Origin of the sequence: Janthinobacterium sp. 64, from assembly GCF_002813325.1 — a bacterium.
Taxonomy (GTDB): Bacteria; Pseudomonadota; Gammaproteobacteria; order Burkholderiales; family Burkholderiaceae_D; genus Janthinobacterium.
Genome location: NZ_PHUG01000001.1, coordinates 5724037 through 5742908 on the forward strand (window position 1 = coordinate 5724037; position 18872 = coordinate 5742908).

The following is an 18872-nucleotide window of genomic DNA, read 5'->3' on the forward strand; positions in this document are numbered from 1 at the left end:
AATCCGACACCACCCGAACAAACGCTTGCGAGTAAAGCAACAAGCCCGATCCTTGTATGACCCCGGCAATCGCCGGGTTTTATGTGCCGGAGCCATCTTTGTGCTTCCATGGTTCCGGCACTTTTTTTACCGAATTGGAGTCGCCATGAAAGCCCTGCACCGCATCATCGCGCAAGCCCGCGCCGTGCCGAAAAACATCGTCTTGTGCGAGGGCGACGATGCGCGCGTATTGCAGGCGGCCGCGCGGGCGGCAAGCGAAGGCCTGGCGCACATCACCATCGTCGGCAAGCCGGCCGCCATCCTGGCCCTGGCGCGGGAACACGCGCTGGACCTGGACGCCGTGCGCCTGGTCGATCCGGCAACGTCCGACGAGTCGGAACATTACGCCCAGCAATTGTTCGTGCTGCGCCAGGCCAAGGGCATGACGGTGGAGCAGGCGAGGATCGCCGTGCAGGAACCCTTGTGCTATGCCAACCTGATGGTGCGCCTGGGCGACGCGGACGGCTGCGTGGCGGGGGCCGTGCACACGACGGCCGACGTGGTGCGCAGCGCCATCCAGATCATCGGCGTCGATCCGGCCTTCAAGCTCGTGTCCAGCTTTTTCCTGATGATGCTGTGCGAACCATTCCACAGCCTCAAGGGCGGCTTCATCTTTTCCGACTGCGCCCTCGTGGTCGACCCGAAAGCCGAGGAACTGGCTGACATCGCCATGGCCGCCGCCGACAGCGCGCAAGCCTTGCTGATGGAAGAACCGCGCGTGGCCATGCTGTCGTTTTCCACCAGCGGCAGCGCCCACCACGCGGCCGTCGACAAGGTGCATGCGGCAACAGACCGGGTCAAGGCCCAGCGTCCGCTGCTGGCCATCGATGGCGACGTGCAGCTCGACGCGGCCATTGTGGCCGAAATTTCGCAGAGAAAAGTCAAGGATTCCGTCGTGAATGGACGCGCGAATGTGCTGGTGTTCCCGAACCTGGACGCGGGCAATATCGGCTACAAATTGGCCGAACGCATGGGCGGCGCCGTCGCCATCGGCCCCTTGCTGCAAGGCTTGAAGAAACCGGCCAACGATCTGTCGCGCGGTTGCAGCGCCGATGACGTGTACAACGTGATCGCGGTCACGTCCGTGCAGGCCCAGGGTGGCCGCTGAATTGTTCAGCCTTCCCGTACTGGCGCTGCTGGGCGTGGTGGCGGCGGGCACGTATTTCCAGACCGTCACGGGTTTTGGCCTGGGCATGATCGTCATGGGCGTGGCCAGCGGGTTGGGCCTGGCGCCCGTGCCAGCGCTGGCGGCCCTCGTCAGTTTGCTGTCGCTGGCCAATTGCCTCGTGGCCTTGCCGGGCGCCTTGCACCACCTGGACTGGCGCGCCATCCGCGCCGCCAGCATCGGTTTGCTGCCAGCCATGGCGGCCGGCGTGTTGCTGTTGGGATACCTGGACCAGGCGTATGCGTCCCTGCTGCATCTCTTGCTGGGCGCGGCCATCGTGTATGGCGGTGTCAGCATCCTGCTGCAAGCGCCGCCGGGACCGGGCGCGGCGGATAAACGCAGCTTTTTCATCAGCGGCGTGTGCGGCGGCCTGTTCTCGGGCCTGTTTTCGCTGGCCGGGCCACCGCTCGTGTACCAGTTTTATCGCCAGGAAATGAGTTTAAAGACCATCCGCTACAGCCTGATCTTCCTGTTCGCCATCAGCGCGGGCGGGCGCTCGCTGATGGCGGGTAGCCAGGGCCAGCTGGACGCAAAAGTGCTGTTGCTGTGCTCGCTGGCCTTGCCCGTGGGCGTGCTGGCCACGATGGCTGGCAAGCGCTATCCGCCGCCCATCGCCCAGCGCGGCATGCGCCGCATCGCGTTTGCCGTGCTGACCTTGATCGGCATTTCGCTGATGGCGGCGGCCGTGCCGCAACTGCTCGGCTAGTCTCCAAGCGTGCGGCGCTTGCAAAATAAATAAACTGCCGTTATATTCCCGGTTCTTTCTAGAACCTCTTCCTTATTGGAGCCAAAAGTGCCTCGCTACTTCGCCATCACCTGCTAACGCTGACGAAATGCTCTTGCAGCATCGTTCGGCGCGTTGACGCCCCCGATTGCTGCGGCACTGTTTTTGTTCCATCCGCACACGTCTCCAAGACTCTGCTCTTGATCGTCCACGCCCGAACACGTCGTCAGCACCCCTGACCCTGTATGGACACGCCCCGGTGAACGCGGCGTGGGACGCTATGTTTTTACAATCTTTGCCCTTATTCAAATACCCGCGCACGCCGCATCTGGAAGGCTCGCGCCTGCAGGACGGCGACGACGGCTCGGACCAGATGCCCCTGAAAAAGCTGGCCGGCCAGTACGTCGTCATCGAGGAAAAAATCGATGGCGCCAACTCCGCCGTGTCGTTCAGCGATGCGGGCGAAGTGCTGCTGCAGTCGCGCGGCCACTATCTGGCGGGCGGCGGCAGCGAACGCCAGTTCAACCTGTTGAAACCGTGGGCGCATGCGCACGAACCCGCCTTGCTGGGCTTGCTGGAAGACCAGTATGTGCTGTTTGGCGAATGGTCGTACAGCAAGCATTCCGTGTTTTACGACCGGCTGCCCCATTACTTCAACGAGTTCGACGTGTATTGCCGCCGCCGCCAGATGTTCTTGTCGACGGCGCGCCGCCACGCCATGCTGGCCGGTTCGCCCGTGTTATCGGTTCCCGTGCTGTACGCGGGATTGATGCCCACGTCTCCCAAGCAGTTGTGGCAGCTGCTGCGCCATTCGCTGGCCAAGTCCCGCTTGTGGCGCGACGCTTTTGAAACCGCGGTGGCGCGCGAACGCTTGCCGCTGGACCTGTGCTGGAAGCAGACGGACAAGTCCGACCACGCGGAAGGCCTGTATCTGAAAGTGGAAGACGACGAGCAAGTGCTGGCCCGCTACAAGCTGGTGCGCCATGACTTTACGCAAACCATCCTCGACAGCGGCTCGCACCACAGCACGCGGCCCCTGATCCCGAACCAGCTGGCCGAGGGCGTCGACCTGTACGCGCCGCAGCCGCTGGTCACGTGGGAAAGCCTGGGTTTGCACACCTGCCGCTCGCTCGACGAACTGGCAGTATTTTCAAGGAGTACAAGATGAACTGGAAAACCCTGCAGCAACTGGTGCCGCAAGCGGGCCAGTCGCCCGATTTCAGCGCCTGCCTGGCCGCTTTCCCGCAGCTGGAACTGGCCAAGACGACGCCGCAAAACCCTGTGTATCACGCGGAAGGCGATGTGTGGACGCATACGATGATGGTGGTCGAATCCCTGCTGGCCATGCCCGACTATCAGCAAGCCACGCGCGCGGAACAGGAAATCGTGTTTCTCGCCGCCTTGCTGCACGACGTGGCCAAGTGCAGCACCACGGTGATCGACCCCATCACGGGCGCCATCGGCCAGCCCGGCCACTCGCGCAAGGGCGCCCTCGATGCGCGCATCGCCCTGTGGGATTGCGACGTGCCGTTTGCCGCGCGCGAGGAAATCTGTCGCCTGATCAATGTGCACCAGGTGCCGTTCTTTGCGCTGGAAACGTCGCGGCGCGGCGTCACGCCCGAGTTCACCGTGCGCGAGTTGTCGTGGCAGGTGGATATCCGCCTGCTGGCCATGCTGGCCGAAGCCGATATTCGCGGGCGCATCTGCCCCGATCCGCAGCGCATTCTGGATGCCATCGAGCTGTTCCGCGAACTGGCGCGCGAGGAAGGCTGTTATGGCCAGCGCAGGGTCTTTGTCGACGATCACACGCGCGTCAAATATTTTCGCGGTGCCGAGGCGCATCCCGATTACTCGCTGTTCCAGGAGCCGGGTTCGCGCGTGATCGTCATGTCGGGCTTGCCCGCGTCGGGCAAGAACACGTGGGTGGACAAGCACCATCCGCGCCTGCCCGTCGTGTCGTTTGACGATGCGCGGACGGCCTTGGGCTTGAAGCACGGCAAGAACGAGGGGCAGGTGGGCGACTATGCGGAAGAGCGGGCGCGCGAACTGTTGCGCCGTGGCGAGCCGTTCGTGTGGAACGCCACGCATCTGTCCAAGCTGATGCGCGAAAAGACGCTCAACCTGCTTTACAAGTACAACGCGCAGGTGGAGCTTGTGTACCTGGAACAGCCGCGCAAGGAGTTACTGCGGCGCAACGGCCAGCGCGACACGTCGCTCAGCAACAAAAAGCTGCAGGGCATGCTGTGGAACTGGGAAATTCCGCTGCCGATGGAAGCGCACGCCGTGCGCTACGAGGTGAGTTGAACCGCTAGCGTTTGCGTCCACCCAGCAACTGCGCGATCTCGCTGAACAGCTCATTGTTCAGCGAGGCGGGCAGGGTGGTGGCCAGGCTGCGGCTGTAGTAGGCGCCCAGGTCCAGGCCCAGTCCCAGTCCGCAGATTTCCACGGCACCCTGCGCTTCGCGGCGCGCCACCACTTGTTTCAGATGCTGGGCCAGGTAAAACTCGTCGTTGGCCAGATTCGTGGCCGTATCCATCGGGCAACCGTCGGAGACGACGAGCAGGATGCGCCGCCGTTCCGGGCGCGCCAGCATACGGCTGCACGCCCAGTCCACGGCTTCGCCATCGACGCCTTCGCGGTACAAATCCGCCTTCAGCAGGGCCGCGATGTCTGGCCGCGCGCGGCGCCAGCTCGTGTCGCCATCCTTGAAGACCATGTGCACGAGTTCGTTCAAGCGGCCCGGATTGGCGGGAGAACGGGCGCGCATCCAGTCACGTTTGACTCTGCCCCCATTCCACGCGCCCGTCGTAAAGCCCAGCAACTCGGTGGCAACGCCGGCCTGGTCCAGCGCGCGCAGCAAAATGTCGAGCAGCACGGCCACGGATTGCGCGTGCGTCTTCATGGAACCGGAGCAATCGACGAGAAAGGACACCAGGCAATCGGATTGCGGCAGGAATTGTTCCTTGCGAAACAGCCTGCGCTCGGACGGCGAACTGATCAGCTGCGCCAGCCGCCGGCCATCGATATACCCCTCTTCTTCGCCAAACGACCAGCCGTCGCGCTGGGGCACGGCCAGCAATTGCGTGAACCGCCGCGCCAGGCGGGCCGTGTTGATGCCCAGGCTGGCGATGCGGGCATCCATGCGTTCGCGGTAGTCGAGCAGCAGGGCGCGGCGCACGAGATCGCCCGCTTTTTCCTCGCGGTCATATGCCGTGGAGTAAGCCTTGTAGCCGCCATCGCCATCGCTGAAGGCGCGGCTCTCGCCCAGCGGGGCGGCGTCTGGAATATTGTCGTTATCGCTGTCGAAATCGAGCAGCAGCTTGAAGGCCGCCTGCGCCTTGGCGTCGCCCCCATCGTCCTGGCTACCGTCGCGTGCCGTTTGCGCGTCTTTCAGCATGGCATCGACTGCGTGGGCGATGGCCAGAGAGTGGCGCGCAAAGGCCGCCTGGTCGGCACGGTGGCGGCGCAATCCGGCCAGGTCGCCGCTCAGTGTTGAGGACACCGACCAGCGCGTGGCTTCAATAAAATCTTCCGTTTTTTCCAGCACGGGCCTGGCCGTCAGGCGCGACCAGCACATCTGGAACACTGTATACAAGAGCAAGCCCGATGCGCCTTCCGCCAGGCCGGAATCGTAGAACGCGTGCGACCAGGCCGTGAAACGGTGGCGCAGGTTGGCGATCACGCCGGCATGTTGATCGGGCGCAAGCGTTTCCACCCTGAACTGCTCCAGCAGCTCGAAGACCAGGCGCGCCACGGGGTCAAGCGGACACAGGGACTTGTGCAGGGCGGCATCCGTATGCAGCAGGCGCAGGGCCACGCTGTCGGCCGCGCCGCGCAAGGATGGCAAATCCTGCAGCGCCGCATCGGGCTGCAGATGGGCCGCGTGGATGGGTAGCGGGCGGTGGCCGTCGTGCAAACGCCGGCCACGGTAGCGTATCGAGGGAGAGGCGCTGAGTGCGCGGATGGCGCCCGCGCACAGCTCATCCGTTTCCTGCTGCTCGCGCGTGTAGGCGGCAGGAACGATGGCTTCGGCGCTCATGCCTGGCTCGCCAGCAATTCCTCATTGAAACAGCGCTGGTAATACTCGGCCACCATGGGCCGCTCGGCCTCGTCGCATTTGTTGAGGAAGGACAGGCGGAAGGCCAGGGCCGGGTCGCGGAAGATCTGGCAGTTTTCCGCCCACGTGATCACCGTGCGCGGCGACATCAGGCAGGCCAGGTCGCCCGCCGCATAGCCGTGGCGCGTGAGGCTGGCCACGGCCACCATGCTGGCGGCCAGCTGGCGGCCCGCCGCGTCGTTCAGGGCGGGAACACGCGCCAGGACGATTTCCGTTTCCTCGTCCTGCGGCAAATAGTTCAGGGTGGCAACGATGTTCCAGCGGTCGATCTGTGCGTGATTGAGCACTTGGGTGCCATGGTACATGCCGTTCAGGTTGCCCAGGCCCACCGTATTCGAGGTGGCGAACAAACGGAAGTGGGGATGCGGCGTGATGACGCGGTTCTGGTCGAGCAAAGTAAATTTGCCGTCGCGTTCGAGGATGCGCTGGATGACGAACATCACGTCGGGGCGGCCCGCATCGTATTCGTCGAAGATCAGGGCCACGGGGCGCTGCAAGGACCAGGGCACGATGCCTTCCTGGAATTCGGTGACTTGCTGCTGCTCGCGCAGCACGATGGCGTCCTTGCCGACCAGATCCAGGCGGCTGATGTGGCCGTCCAGATTGACCCGCACGCAAGGCCAGTTCAGGCGCGCCGCCACTTGCTCGATGTGCGTGGACTTGCCCGTGCCGTGCAAGCCCTGCACCATCACCCTGCGGTTGTGGGTGAAACCGGCCAGTATCGCCAGGGTCACATCCTTGTTGAAGCGGTAGGCGGGATCGATGTCGGGCACGTGCGGGTCGCGCTCCGTGAAGACGGGCACGAGCAGGTCGCTGTCGATAGCGAACAGGCCGCGCACGGACTGCATGGTTTGCGCCGCTGCGGCGGGGGGATGTTGGCGTGAATCTGGCACCTTGTTCTCCTGTGAAGCCGCAGCGGGGACGCTACGGCGGTTATGTGTGAGCTGTGGAATGACCGGTTTGTGATGCGTCGTCGTCGTCCCCGCCCGTCGTCGGCATGGTTTCCGATTCGATGGCGGCCAGGGCTTGCGCGGCGCGTTGCAATGCAGGCAAGAAATGTAAAGCCTTGTCGTGCGTCAAACGGATGATGGGCGCCTGGATGGCCACGGCCAGGTTCGAGCGTCCGTTCGGGTTCGGCACCAGCACGGCCACGCACAGCAGGCCGGGCAGGAATTCCTCGTCGTCCAGCGCATAGCCGTTACGGCGCACCAGTTCCAGTTCGCGCTCGAGCTTGACGGGGTCCGTTTCCGTCTTGTCCGTAAAGCGCGTCAATTCCATGTGGCCCAGCAGGCGGCGCCGTTGCACGGGCGTCATTTGCGCCAGGAACAGCTTGCCGCTCGACGAACAGTGGGCCGGCACGCGCGAACCGGGATGCAGGTAGAAGCGCAGCGGCGCCGCCGTTTCCACGCGGTCCAGGTACACCACTTCGCTGCCGCTGAAGGCCGTCAGGTTGCAGCTTTCGCCCACTTCCTCGACCAGCTGGCGCAAGACCATGCGGCGGGCGCCATGGAAGGTATTGTTAATCAAGAGGTTCGACGCCAGGCGGCGCAGGCGCACGCCCGTGCTGTAGTGGCGGCCATCGCTTTCGCGCTGCAGCACGCCCACGCTTTCCAGCTGTTGCAGCATGCGGTGCAAGGTGGGCTTTGGTAGTCCCGTTTCTTCCACCAGCGCCTGCAGCGACAGCAACTGGTCTTTTTCGGCAATCACTTCCAGCAAAGCAAACAAACGCATCGTGGGCGTGTCGCCTTCCAGTTTTTCCGGCTCAAGTTTTGGGGATGAAATCATGTCCATGGTGGCCTCGGTTGTCTGTCTGAGTGTTATTTCATTTTCGAACTCAAATTGTACCGTTTCCTCGAAATTCTGTTTGACTTTTGATTGCTGAACGCTTAAATTGAATTGTATATCAAATTTCGGAACAAAATATACCGTTTTTTGATAATTCGAACGAAGCTTATCACCACAGACCAGGAGACACCCATGAATGACATGACCGAGCAAAAAGCCGCCGCCGCAGTGGCCACCGCAGCCGCCCCTAGCGGCCCGCAAAAGATGACGCCTTCCGAAGCGTTCGTGGAAACCCTGGCCGCCAATGGCGTGACCGACATGTTCGGCATTATGGGCTCGGCCTTCATGGACCCGATGGATATCTTCGCCCCCGCCGGCATCCGGCTGATCCCCGTCGTGCACGAGCAGGGCGCCGGCCACATGGCTGACGGCTATGCCCGCGTTTCGGGCCGCCATGGCGTCGTCATCGGCCAGAATGGCCCCGGCATCAGCAATTGCGTCACGGCCATTGCCGCCGCCTACTGGGCGCACACGCCCGTCGTGATCATCACGCCGGAGACGGGCACGATGAGCATGGGCCTGGGCGGCTTCCAGGAAGCGAACCAGTTGCCGATGTTCGAGGAATTTACGAAATATCAAGGTCACGTCACCAATCCCGCCCGCATGGCGGAATTCACGGGCCGCTGCTTTGACCGCGCCATGTCGGAAATGGGTCCGACGCAATTGAACATCCCGCGCGACTATTTTTATGGCGAAATCAAGGCGGAAATCCCCAAGCCGAACCGCCTGGACCGTGGCGCCGGCGGCGAGCAAAGCCTCAATGACGCGGCCGAACTGCTGGCGAAAGCCAAGTTCCCCGTCATCATCTCGGGCGGCGGCGTCGTCATGGGCGAAGCGATCGAGGAATGCAAGGCCCTGGCCGAGCGCCTCGGTGCGCCCGTGGTGAACAGCTATCTGCACAACGACTCGTTTCCCGCCAGCCACCCGCTGTGGTGCGGCCCGCTCGGCTACCAGGGTTCGAAAGCTGCCATGAAACTGATCGCCCAGGCCGACGTCGTCGTCGCGCTCGGCTCGCGTCTGGGACCGTTCGGCACCTTGCCGCAGCACGGCATGGATTACTGGCCGAAGAATGCGAAGATCATCCAGATCGACGCGGACAACAAGATGCTGGGCCTGGTGAAAAAGATTTCGGTGGGCATCTGCGGCGACGCCAAGGCGGCCGCCAAAGCCATCCTGGCACGCCTGGACGGCAAGACGCTCGATTGCGACGCGACGCGCGACGAGCGCTTTGCCACCGTGCAAGCAGAAAAAGCCGCGTGGGAAAACGAACTGGACAACTGGACGCACGAAAAAGATGCGTACAGCCTGGACATGATCGAAGAGCAAAAGAAAGAGCCGGGCAATTATCTGCACCCGCGCCAGGTCTTGCGCGAGCTGGAAAAAGCCATGCCGGAAGATGTGATGGTGTCGACCGACATCGGCAACATCAACTCGGTGGCCAATAGCTATCTGCGCTTCGACAAGCCGCGCAGCTTCTTTGCGGCGATGAGCTTTGGTAACTGCGGCTATGCGTTCCCGACCATCATCGGCGCCAAGGTGGCCGCACCGCACCGTCCAGCCGTGTCGTATGCGGGCGACGGCGCCTGGGGCATGAGCCTGATGGAAACGATGACCTGCGTGCGCCACAACATTCCCGTCACGGCCGTGGTGTTCCACAACCGCCAGTGGGGCGCGGAAAAGAAAAACCAGGTCGATTTCTACAACCGCCGCTTCGTGGCCGGTGAGCTCGACAACCAGAGCTTTGCCGAGATTGCGCGGGCCATGGGCGCCGAAGGCATCACGGTCGACAAGCTGGAAGATGTGGGTCCGGCCTTGAAGAAAGCGATCGACATGCAAATGAATGAAGGCAAGACGACCATCATTGAAATCATGTGCACACGCGAATTGGGCGACCCGTTCCGCCGCGATGCGTTGAGCAAGCCTGTGCGGCATCTGGACAAATATAAAGATTACGTTTGATTGCTTGAGCCAGCGGCCAAAAGCTGGGGTCAGACCCGGCGGGTCTGACCCCGGAATTTGCGACTGTGGTGTTGTGACCAAATTCTCACAGATTGTCACGAAAACATCATGATTTCATTAAAGAATACAAGGCGTCCCGTTTTTTGGATTATTTGATTTGACAAGGCCATGCTTAAGGCTTAAATTCAATAAAAGACAAAAAACGGAACGTAGCGTATCAAAAACGATTTACGGAGACCACCATGAACCACCCTGTACCGCACACCGACGCCGTCACCACCGCTGTCACTACTGATTTCCTGCAAGCGTTCGGCGATGCCTGGAACCGCCACGATATCGATGCCCTGATGGCGGCCATGGCCGATGACTGCGAATTCCACGCCGTGGCCGGCCCTGACTTGCTGGGCAAGAGTTTTATTGGCCGCGACGCCGTGCGCGCCGGCTTTGAGCTGGCCTGGCAAACCTTTCCCGACGCCGCCTGGCTCAATCCCGAACACTTCGTCAGCGGCGAGCGCGGCGTGACGGAGTCGACCTTTGCCGGCACCAAGGCGGACGGCACGCGCATCGAGGCGCGCATGGTCGACATCTTCACTTTCCGCGACGGCAAGATCGCCGTGAAGAACGCCTTCCGCAAGGATCGCCCACCGGTCGTCAAAGCTTAAGCCAGCACGTTCACCAGGAATGATCATGAACAAACCTGTCGACACCCCATCTGACGTACTGGGCAGCAACAGCACCGCCGCCCGCACGCCCTACGATCCCGCCTTCGATCCGCTGGTGGCCCAGCGCCCCGGCCACGGCAACGCCTACGCGCCCACCTACTGGATCGGCACGGCCGGCGAGCCGCCCGCCGACGACGGCCCCATCACGCATGACATCGACGTTGACGTGGCCATCATCGGCTCGGGTTTTACCGGTCTCTCCTGCGCCATCTTCCTGGCCCAGAAACACGGCATCAAGGCCACCGTGCTGGAAGCGAACCGTGTCAGCTGGGGCTGCAGCACGCGCAACGGCGGCCAGGCGCAATGCACGACGGGCCGCCTGAAGCGCTCGCAGTGGATAGACCGCTATGGGCTGGACACGGCCCTGAAACTGCACACGGAAGTGTGCGACGCGATGGAAACGTTCAAGAAGATCACGGCTGACATCGATTGCGACCCGCAGCCGGGCGGCCACCTGTACATCGCCCACAAGGCGAAAGCCATGCCCGCGCTGGAAAAAGAAGCCAAGATCATGCGCGAGATATTCAAGTACGACGCGCGCATCCTCGACGCCGATACCGTCAAGCGCGAGTATGTGGACGACAAGGAAGCGGCCGGCGCGCTGCACGAGCCTGAAGGCATCGGCATCCACGCGGGCAAGCTGGCCTTCGGCTACCTGCGCAAGGCGCGCGCGCTGGGCGCCAAGGTGCACCCGTCGAGCCCCGTGATGGGCTGGGAAACGCGCAATGGCGTGCATTATCTGCAAACACCAGGCGGCGTGGTGCGCGCCCGCTCCGTGGCCGTGGCCACGGGCGGCTACACCTCGCCCCATTTGCATCCGCAAGTCAAAAACCGCTTGCTGCCGATTTTGTCGAACTCGCTCGTCACGCGCCCGCTGACCCCGGCGGAAATCGCGGCGTGCAATTTCCGCACCCACCAGGTGATCACCGATACGCGCATCCTGCGCCACTACTACCGCTTGATGCCGGACAACCGCGTGCAGATCGGCAGCCGCAGCGCCATCACGGGCGCCGACGCGCCGGACGAGAAATACAAACAGTTTTTGATCAACGATCTGCACCGCAAGTTCCCCGCGCTGACCGGTATCGCCATCGATTATTCGTGGTGGGGCTGGGTCGACGTCAGCCACGACATGATGCCGCGCATCGTGCAACCGGACCCGAAGCAATCGATCTTCTATTCGCTCGGTTACGGCGGCAACGGCGTCATGTATTCGGCGCAGGCGGGCCGGCGCATGGCCGAGCGCATCGCGGGCAAGGCCAGCGACACGGGCTTGCCGATCTTCAATTCGAAACTGCCGTATCCCAACATGATGGAACTGGTCGAGTCGCAAGCGTTCGCCCCGTTCCGCCGCCTGGGCCAGCGCTTCCTGTACCGCTGGTATCACTTGAAGGATGAAGTTTTCTAAAAGCAGCACTGCAGTTCAAGTCGTCGCATGAGCTGGCATAGACCGGCCAGCGGCGCTGCCCGCACGTTCACACATAACAATAACTTGGAGTGAGACATGAACACATACACGAGCAAAACCCCGAGCAAAACGGTTTTTTCAACGATGCGCCGCGCCGTCCTCGGCACCCTGGCGCTGGGCGTCGCCCTGGCTTCCAGCGGTACCGCCTTTGCGCAAAGCAAGGAAGTGACGATTGCCTACCAGGAAATCAACGGTCCCTTCCTCGTGGCGATTGCCAGCGGCGAAGTGGAAAAAACCACGGGCTATAAAATCAACTGGCGCAAGTTCGATTCGGGCGCCAAGGTAGCCACCGGCATGGCGTCCGGCGACGTGCAGATCGGCGTCATCGGTTCGAGTCCCCTGACGGCGGCCGTCAGCCGCGGTGTCGATCTGCAGCTGTTCTGGATTATCGACGACATCAACGAAGCCGAAGCGATGGTGGCCCGCAATGGCGCCGGCATCAGCAAGCCGACCGACTTGCGCGGCAAGAAGATCGCCGTGCCTTTCGTTTCCACCACACACTTTCACACCATGTTCGCGCTGGAAACGTGGGGCATCAAGCCCACGGAAGTGAAATTGCTCAACATGCAGCCGAACCAGATCGCCGCCGCCTGGGAACGCGGCGACATCGATGCCGCCTTCGTGTGGGATCCGGCCTTGAGCAAACTCAAGCAAAACGGCAAGGTGCTCGTCACGTCCGGCGAGCTGAGCAAGAAGGGCAAGGCCACGTTTGACGGCATGGCCGTCGAGCGCGCCTGGGGCGAAGCGAACGCGGACTTCATGGCCAAGTTCGTCAAGGTGATGGCCGCCGCCGATGCCGACTACCGCGCCAATCCGAAGGCGTGGACCATCGATTCCCCGCAAGTCAAAGCCAACGTCAAGCATTCGGGCGCGGCCGCCAAGGACGTGGCCGCCTCCGTGGCCCTGTACGCCTATCCATCGCTGCAGGAGCAGGCGTCGCCGGCCTGGCTCGGCGGTGGCGCGAAGGGCGGCGTGGCGCAAGCCTTGCTGGCTACGGCGCAATTTTTGAAGGGCGAAGGCAAGATCGACACCCTGGCAACAGATTACGCCAAGTATGTGACACCCAGGTATGCACAGGCCGCCGGCCTGCTGAAGTAAACGTTGTGCGATGGCGCGCCTGCGGGCGCGCTGACTGAACAGAATGCGTTGAACTGAAGTGACTACACCTATGCGGGGCACATGATGGAAAATCTCTACGTCAAGGATGTCAGCGTGATTTATCCGGGCAAGACGGCCGGTGAACGCGTACATGCCTTAAATAATATCAATCTCACCATCAATAGCGGCGACTTCGTCGTCGCGCTCGGTGCCTCGGGTTGCGGCAAGACAACCTTGCTGAGCCTGATGGCGGGCTTTATCGCCCCCTCCAAGGGCGAAATCATGCTCGGGGACAATAAAGTCGAAGGGCCGGGCGCCGACCGTGGCGTCGTGTTCCAGAAACATGCCTTGCTGCCATGGCTGAACGTGATGGAAAACGTGGAATTCGGCCTCAAGCTGCAAGGCGTGGCGAAAGCCGTGCGGCGCGAACAGGCGGCGAAAAACCTGGCGCTGGTCGGTTTGAAGGACTTTCACGACAATATGATTTATCAGTTGTCGGGCGGCATGCAACAGCGCGTGGGCATCGCCCGCGCCCTGACCAGCAATCCCGCCATGCTGCTGATGGATGAACCGATGGCGGCGCTCGACGCGCTGACGCGCGAAACCATCCAGGAATTGCTGCTCGATATCTGGGCCAAGTCCAGTACCATGTTTTTCTTCATTACCCACAGCGTCGACGAGGCGCTGTTCCTGGCGAACCGGCTGATCGTCATGTCGCCCCGTCCGGGCCGCATCACGCATACCTATGAACTCGATTTCAACAAGCGCTTTCTCGAATGCCGCGATGCGCGCGCCGTGAAATCGAGCCCGGACTTCATCGCCATGCGCGAAACAGTGCTCAACATCATTTATGGCGACGAGCGCGCAGTCAACAAAGAGCTGGAGGTGTCCCATGCATAGCCCATCCGTCGTGGGATTTCCTCCCACCACCGCCAAGCGCGCCGGCTTTTTTGGCCGCCTGTTCGCTCCCCGCTGCGCCATGCCCGGCGAAGCGTTCGGCGCGCCGGGGCAGGGCAATTCCAGCCGCATCGCCAGCGTCACCGTCATCGCCGTGCTGTTGCTGTGGTTTGGCGTGACGGCCAGCGGCATGGTGAAACCCTTGTTTTTACCTTCGCCGCAAGCCGTGTACGAGAAATTCATCATGGCGGCCACCACCGGCTTCGGCGGCGCCACTTTGTGGGAACACACAGTCGCCAGTCTGGTGCGTGTGTTCGGCGCCTTCGGCCTGGCTTGCCTGTTCGCCATTCCCATCGGCGTGATGATGGGCGTCAACCGCGTGGCACGCGGCATCTTCGATCCCTTGATCGAGTTCTACCGCCCGCTGCCGCCGCTCGCTTACTTGCCACTGGTTATCATCTGGTTCGGCATCGGCGAGTTTTCGAAGGTCTACCTGATCTTCCTGGCCATCTTCGCGCCGATGGCGATCGCCGCCCGCGCCGGCGTCAGCTCCGTGTCGCTGGAGCAAATCCACGCGGCGTACTCGATGGGCGCCACGCGTTTCCAGGTCATCGTGCACGTGATTTTGCGCGCCGCGATACCGGAAATTCTCACCGGCATGCGCATCGGCATCGGCGTGGGCTGGACCACCCTGGTGGCGGGCGAGATGGTGGCAGCCACGCGCGGCCTCGGCTATATGGTGCTGAGCGCCTCCGAGTTCCTGGCCAGCGATGTGGTGATCATGGGCATTATCGTGATCGGTTTCTTTGCTTTCCTGTTTGATTTGATGATGCGCTACCTCGAACGTACCCTCGTGCCATGGAAGGGCAAGGTGTAAGACGTTCCCGGGAGTGGCGCGCACGCCACAAGTGTTGCCGCCGCTCCCTTTTTTTTAGCAACCCTCACCGTACGTAACCTCCAGCGCGCTTGCCCCTTGGCTGCCGCGCCGGGCCGCTGCATTTCCAGATTGACTTATGGAATGCGGCCAACCAGACTGATTCACACGATGTATCGATGCTGCTTGACGGTGTTGCCCAAATAAAACAAAGCCGCGCGGCAAGAACAAGCCGCAGCAGGCCAGGGCGCACCGAGCTTCAGATATTACTAGGAGACAAAAATGATTAGCGACAACCACAACACCACGGGCTTGCAGCATTCGCTCAAGCAACGCCACATGAGCATGATCGCCATCGGCGGCGTGATCGGCGCCGGCCTCTTTGTCGGCAGCGGCGTGATCGCCAAGGCCGCCGGCCCGGCCGCCATCCTTTCCTTCCTGCTCACGGGCGGCCTGGTCGTCCTGATCATGCGCATGCTGGGCGAGCTGGCTTCGTCCCTGCCCGTGGTCGGCTCCTTTTACGAATATGCGCGCCTGGCCTTCGACGACAAGCCGAAGGTCTCGAAATTCCTCGGCTTCATGAGCGGCTGGATGTACTGGTATTTCTGGGTCGTCGTCGTGGCGCTGGAAGCCATCGCCGGCGCCAAGCTCGTCAACTTCTGGCTGCCCGACGTGCCATCGTGGGCTATCAGCCTGGTGCTGCTTGTCTCGATGACGGTGCTCAATCTGTTCTCCGTGAAAGCGTTTGGCGAATTCGAATTCTGGTTCGCCTCGATCAAGGTCGTTGCCATCATCGTCTTCCTGTTCGTCGGCGCCCTGTTCATCACGGGCAGCTTGCCCAACAGCATCCCAAGCCTGGGCTTTTTGACCAGCAACGGCGGCTTCATGCCCCATGGCTGGGGACCGGTGCTCAGTGGCGCCGTCGCCGCCACCGCCTTTTATTCGGGCGCCGAAATCGTCACCATCGCCGCCGCCGAAACGTCGGACCCGGCCAAGGCCATCGCCCGCGCCACCAATTCCGTCATCACGCGCGTGCTGATGTTCTATGTGGGGTCCATGTTCGTCGTCGTCTGCATCGTGCCCTGGGATTCGCCGGCCATCGCCACGCCCTTCGTCAGCGCCCTGAAAGTCATGAATATCCCGTACGCGGCCCACATCATGAACGCCATCATTCTGACGGCCGTGCTGTCGGCCCTGAATTCGAGCTTGTACGCCTCCTCGCGCATGATCTTTGCGCTGACGCGCCGCGGCGATGCGCCGACCGGCCTGGTGAAATTGAGCAAGAACGGCGTGCCGATCCGCGCCATCCTGTTCAGCACCTTGTTCGCCTACTTTGCCATTGCCGTGTCGTATGTGTCGGCCGACCTCGTGTTCCCCTTCATCGTCAATTCCTACGGCATCCTGATCCTGTTCGTCTACCTGCTCATTGCGATATCTCAATTGCGTTTGCGCCGCCGCCTGGAACGCGAATGCCCCGAACGCATCAAGGTGCGCATGTGGCTGTTCCCCTACCTGACGTATTTCACCATCATCGCCATGCTGGTGATCCTCGGCGCCATGAGCGTGTCGTCCGATACGGAACAGCGCGTGTCGTTCTGGTTCGGCCTGCTGAGCGTGGTCATCATGAGCGTCATGTACTACATCAAGAAACTCGTCAATGACGACCGCAACGGCGGTGAAGCGGCCGACACCAAAGTGGAGCTCAAGCATGTCTGACACGACCTTCTTGCCTGCAAGCCGGCGCCGTTTCCTGTGCAATACGGCGGCCCTGGGCGCCGCCGTCGTGGCGGGGCCTGGGTCAGCCTTGGCCGCTGCCGTCACTTTGCCGTTTGAAAACGGCGAGCGCGAACTGGTGGCGTTTCCGCAAAAGCGCCCGTTGATCCTGCTGACCAGCCGACCACCCCAGCTGGAAACGCCGTTCAGCGTGTTCAGCGAGGGCGCGATCACGCCCAATGACGCGTTTTTCGTGCGCTACCACTGGAGCGGCTTGCCTGCCAGCATAGATGGCGGCAGCTACCGGCTGCGCATAGCCGGCCTCGTCAAAACGCCTTTGGAACTGTCGATGGCCGAGCTGAAACAGCTGGCCGAGCCCGTCGAGGTGGTGGCCGTGACGCAATGCTCGGGCAATAGCCGGGGCTTTTTCGCCCCACGCGCGAATGGCGGGCAGCTGGGTAACGGCGCCATGGGCAATGCCCGCTGGACCGGCATCCCCCTGAAAACCGTGCTGGAAAAGGCCGGTATCGCCGCTGGCGCCGTGCAAGTGGCTTTCAATGGGCTGGAAACGCCGCCCGTGGGCAACGGCCCGGACTTCCAGAAGGCCTTGTCCGTCGAGCACATCATGGCCGGCGACGTGCTGCTGGCCTGGGCCATGAATGGCGAAGACATTCCTTTCCTCAACGGCTACCCGCTGCGCCTGATCGTGCCCGGCTATTACGGCACATACTGGGTCAAGCACCTGAGCGACATCACCGTGCTCGACAAGCCCTTCGACGGCTTCTGGATGAGCACGGGCTATCGCATCCCCGACAACGGTTCCGGCTTTATCGAACCGGGTACACCGGTGGGCAAGACGACGCCCATCAGCCGCCTCAACGTGCGCTCCTTCATCACCAGCGTGCACGATGGCGCGCAGGTGAAGGCCGGGCGCGACCTGGCCTTGCGCGGCATCGCCTTCGACGGGGGCCAGGGCATCAGCGAAGTGACCGTGTCGGTGGACGGCGGGCAGACGTGGCAGGAAGCGAAGCTGGGCCAGGACCTGGGGCGCTTTTCGTTCCGCGAGTGGACGATGGTCATGAAGGCGCCACGCAAGGGCAAGCACGTGCTGATGGTGCGCGCCGTCAACCGCATCGGCCAGAGCCAACCGATGAAAGCCCTGTGGAATCCCATGGGTTATATGCGCAACGTGGTGGAAACCACGCGCATCCAGGCAGTGTAAGGAGAACCATATGAAGCTCTTGTTTGCCGCGCTGGCACTGTCGGCGGCGGGCAGCGCCTGCGCGCTGGAAATCCATTTACCGCCGGAAACGGCGACTTACAAAGCCAGCGAATTGCCCGGCTACCAGCTGGTGCAGCGCAACTGTATGACCTGCCACGCGGCCCAGTATGCATCGAGCCAGCCGCCCGCTTCGCCGCGCGCCTACTGGGAAGCGACCGTCAAGAAGATGAAGAAGCCGTTCGGCGCCCAGTTTGACGATGCGGACATGCCGGCCATGGTCGACTACCTGGTGAAAACCTATGGCGCGGAGCGGGGCGCCGCCGCACCTGCTGCGGCCGTGGCCAGGCCAGCCGCAGCCGCAGCCGCAGTCCCGGCCGCCAGCGGCAAGGATGCCAAAACCTTGCTGGCGGCGAATGGCTGCATGGCGTGCCACGCCCTCGACCAGAAGGTGGTCGGCCCCGGTTTTGCCGAGGTGGCAGCCAGGTACAAGGGCAAGGACGGTGTCGCGGCCGTGGCGGCGAACATCCGCAGCGGCGGCGCCGGAAAATGGGGCCCCGTGCCCATGCCGCCATTCAGCCAGCTCAGTGTCGCCGATGCGGCGGCCCTGGCGAAATACGTGCTGTCCAGGTAGCGCCTGGGCAGCACGGTACGCTAGCGCACGTCAACCTCCCTTCCTCCGCGCAGCGAGCCGGTACGTCAGCCTTGTGCCCGACATGCCGGCTCGCTGTCACGCCAGTATCTCTCAGCATTCCATGACGGGCATTAATTCATTGGTAATTCATTTTTGCAAGAGTGTTACATGCTCTTATAGCGCAGGAAATTGTGTCACAGAAAGAGAATCACTGTATGTAAAATAATAACATTGTTTTATCTTGCAACAATATCAATCAGTCGCCATTGGAGCAACTATTTGCGTTGCGTAAAATTGCATGTCGATAGTCATGTTGCGGGAATTTTGTTGCATCAGGACAACGAATTTCTCGGCGGAAAGGTGCATTTTCAGGCGACTTTGGCGATTTTCCCGATGCT

At 62.1% G+C, this 18872-nt stretch carries 16 protein-coding genes; 13 read left to right on the top strand and 3 right to left on the bottom strand.

Features of this window, described 5'->3' with window-relative positions:
* Window positions 1–145: 145 nt before the first annotated feature.
* The 4 genes from pta (at window position 146) to CLU91_RS25295 (ending at window position 4232) form a co-directional block, all read left to right on the top strand.
* A complete protein-coding gene (pta, locus tag CLU91_RS25280) occupies window positions 146–1147 on the top strand; it encodes a phosphate acetyltransferase (protein WP_100876313.1) in 1002 nt (333 codons plus the stop codon).
* Between the two features lies 1 nt (window position 1148).
* Window positions 1149–1910, top strand: coding sequence for a sulfite exporter TauE/SafE family protein (locus CLU91_RS25285; RefSeq protein WP_232730880.1), 762 nt, complete (start codon window positions 1149–1151; stop codon window positions 1908–1910).
* 298 nt (window positions 1911–2208) lie between these two features.
* A complete protein-coding gene (locus tag CLU91_RS25290; RefSeq protein ID WP_100876315.1) occupies window positions 2209–3096 on the top strand; it encodes an RNA ligase family protein in 888 nt (295 codons plus the stop codon).
* The gene (locus CLU91_RS25295) at window positions 3093–4232 is read left to right on the top strand and encodes an AAA family ATPase (RefSeq protein WP_100876316.1); all 1140 of its coding nucleotides are present in this window, start codon (window positions 3093–3095) and stop codon (window positions 4230–4232) included. The genes CLU91_RS25290 and CLU91_RS25295 overlap by 4 nt, the downstream gene beginning before the upstream one ends.
* Window positions 4233–4236: 4 nt before the next feature.
* On the opposite strand, the gene CLU91_RS25300 is transcribed toward CLU91_RS25295, so the two are convergent.
* The 3 genes from CLU91_RS25300 to CLU91_RS25310 all read right to left on the bottom strand — a co-directional run bounded on the left by CLU91_RS25300 (window position 4237) and on the right by CLU91_RS25310 (window position 7830).
* On the bottom strand, window positions 4237–5967 hold the full coding sequence (locus tag CLU91_RS25300; protein WP_100876317.1) for a cobaltochelatase CobT-related protein: 1731 nt from the start codon (window positions 5965–5967) through the stop codon (window positions 4237–4239).
* Window positions 5964–6893 (bottom strand): AAA family ATPase, encoded by a 930-nt coding sequence (locus CLU91_RS25305; protein WP_100876318.1) that lies wholly within the window; start codon window positions 6891–6893, stop codon window positions 5964–5966. The genes CLU91_RS25300 and CLU91_RS25305 overlap by 4 nt, the downstream gene beginning before the upstream one ends.
* Window positions 6894–6978: 85 nt before the next feature.
* A complete protein-coding gene (locus CLU91_RS25310) occupies window positions 6979–7830 on the bottom strand; it encodes an IclR family transcriptional regulator (protein WP_442906585.1) in 852 nt (283 codons plus the stop codon).
* 201 nt (window positions 7831–8031) lie between these two features.
* Between CLU91_RS25310 and xsc the strand changes: the two genes are divergently transcribed.
* The 9 genes from xsc (at window position 8032) to sorB (ending at window position 18474) form a co-directional block, all read left to right on the top strand.
* The gene (gene xsc, locus CLU91_RS25315; protein WP_100876922.1) at window positions 8032–9849 is read left to right on the top strand and encodes a sulfoacetaldehyde acetyltransferase; all 1818 of its coding nucleotides are present in this window, start codon (window positions 8032–8034) and stop codon (window positions 9847–9849) included.
* A gap of 242 nt (window positions 9850–10091) precedes the next feature.
* Entirely contained in the window at window positions 10092–10511 is a 420-nt protein-coding gene (locus CLU91_RS25320) for a nuclear transport factor 2 family protein (protein ID WP_100876320.1), read from the top strand.
* 25 nt (window positions 10512–10536) lie between these two features.
* The gene (locus CLU91_RS25325) at window positions 10537–11979 is read left to right on the top strand and encodes an NAD(P)/FAD-dependent oxidoreductase (RefSeq protein ID WP_100876321.1); all 1443 of its coding nucleotides are present in this window, start codon (window positions 10537–10539) and stop codon (window positions 11977–11979) included.
* Between the two features lie 96 nt (window positions 11980–12075).
* Window positions 12076–13137: a taurine ABC transporter substrate-binding protein gene (gene tauA, locus CLU91_RS25330; RefSeq protein WP_198521405.1), complete on the top strand. Its 1062-nt coding sequence runs from the start codon at window positions 12076–12078 to the stop codon at window positions 13135–13137.
* Window positions 13138–13221: 84 nt separating this feature from the next.
* Window positions 13222–14037 carry a taurine ABC transporter ATP-binding protein gene (locus tag CLU91_RS25335; protein ID WP_100876923.1) on the top strand — a complete coding sequence of 272 codons (816 nt, stop codon included), beginning with the start codon at window positions 13222–13224 and terminating at the stop codon, window positions 14035–14037.
* Window positions 14038–14116: 79 nt separating this feature from the next.
* On the top strand, window positions 14117–14911 hold the full coding sequence (locus tag CLU91_RS25340) for an ABC transporter permease subunit (protein ID WP_232730956.1): 795 nt from the start codon (window positions 14117–14119) through the stop codon (window positions 14909–14911).
* Window positions 14912–15190: 279 nt separating this feature from the next.
* Complete coding sequence (locus CLU91_RS25345) at window positions 15191–16624, top strand: amino acid permease (protein ID WP_100876324.1); 1434 nt, start codon at window positions 15191–15193, stop codon at window positions 16622–16624.
* On the top strand, window positions 16617–17843 hold the full coding sequence (sorA, locus tag CLU91_RS25350; RefSeq protein WP_100876325.1) for a SorA family sulfite dehydrogenase catalytic subunit: 1227 nt from the start codon (window positions 16617–16619) through the stop codon (window positions 17841–17843). Before CLU91_RS25345 ends, sorA begins: the two co-directional genes overlap by 8 nt.
* 10 nt (window positions 17844–17853) lie before the next feature.
* Window positions 17854–18474 (top strand): SorB family sulfite dehydrogenase c-type cytochrome subunit, encoded by a 621-nt coding sequence (sorB, locus tag CLU91_RS25355; protein ID WP_100876326.1) that lies wholly within the window; start codon window positions 17854–17856, stop codon window positions 18472–18474.
* Window positions 18475–18872 lie beyond the last annotated feature (398 nt).